This is a genomic window from Devosia psychrophila, assembly GCF_000971275.1.
Classification (GTDB): domain Bacteria; phylum Pseudomonadota; class Alphaproteobacteria; order Rhizobiales; family Devosiaceae; genus Devosia; species Devosia psychrophila.
Window position 1 is genome coordinate 1 of sequence record NZ_LAPV01000111.1, and the last position, 736, is coordinate 736.

Genomic DNA, 736 nt, shown 5'->3' on the forward strand with positions numbered 1-736 from the left:
GCGACGGGATCTGCCGCTCCGCTCAATGACCAGCTCTGCGCCAGCCCCCGTAGCTCACCCCGGCCAGATCGGCCAAAACAACCGCCCGAGTCTCCTTCAGGCTGGATAGAAGTTGGGGGCAACGTCACCGGTCGCACGATGTTAACCGCATGGGTTCGAGAGGCGTTTCCTGAGACCAAGAAGGCCTTGGTTGGCAGGTCTGGGCGTGTAATTTATCCCGAGGCGTTGAGGCAGGCCGGAGTCATCGGGCTTTGCAATCGACAAGAAAGCGCCCAGGACGTGGCTGACAGGCTGGGCGTGTGCAGGCCGACGTTGTACAATTGGAAAAACCAGTTACTCGGTCGTGAGGCTTCCTCATCCATGAAACGCCGCAATAACTCTCCGCCAGTGCCGGAGCGAGAGGAATTGGAGCGTCAGCTCGAATATCTACAACGCGATATCCGGCAACTGCAGCTCGAGCATGACCTCTTGAAGAAAGCCAATGAACTATTAAAAAAGGGCCTGGGTGTCGATCTGCAGCGCCTGACCAACCGGGAGAAGACATTGCTGGTTGGACTTGCCCCGCTTTAATGGAGAGGCATTAGCTCATTTAAGTGCCCGGTTTTCGATCTGCACAGGACTTTGGTAGTCGAGGGCGGAGTGTCGCCTCACAGGATTGTAGAAGCCGTCGATGTAGCGGGCAATGGCCTGTTCGGCATCGTGTCTGGTCTGGAAGCGTGTGCGCCAGACGAGCTCG

General features: G+C 57.5%; 1 protein-coding gene and 1 pseudogene. One reads left to right on the forward strand and one right to left on the reverse strand.

Features of this window, described 5'->3' with window-relative positions; translation table 11 throughout:
* Positions 1-129 precede the first annotated feature (129 nt).
* Positions 130-552: pseudogene (locus WH91_RS10340) on the forward strand (transposase); the annotation flags it as partial.
* 33 nt (positions 553-585) lie between these two features.
* On the opposite strand, the gene WH91_RS23400 reads toward WH91_RS10340, so the two are convergent.
* Positions 586-736: IS3 family transposase (locus WH91_RS23400; RefSeq protein ID WP_144408367.1), on the reverse strand; the 151-nt coding region annotated here is incomplete at its 5' end.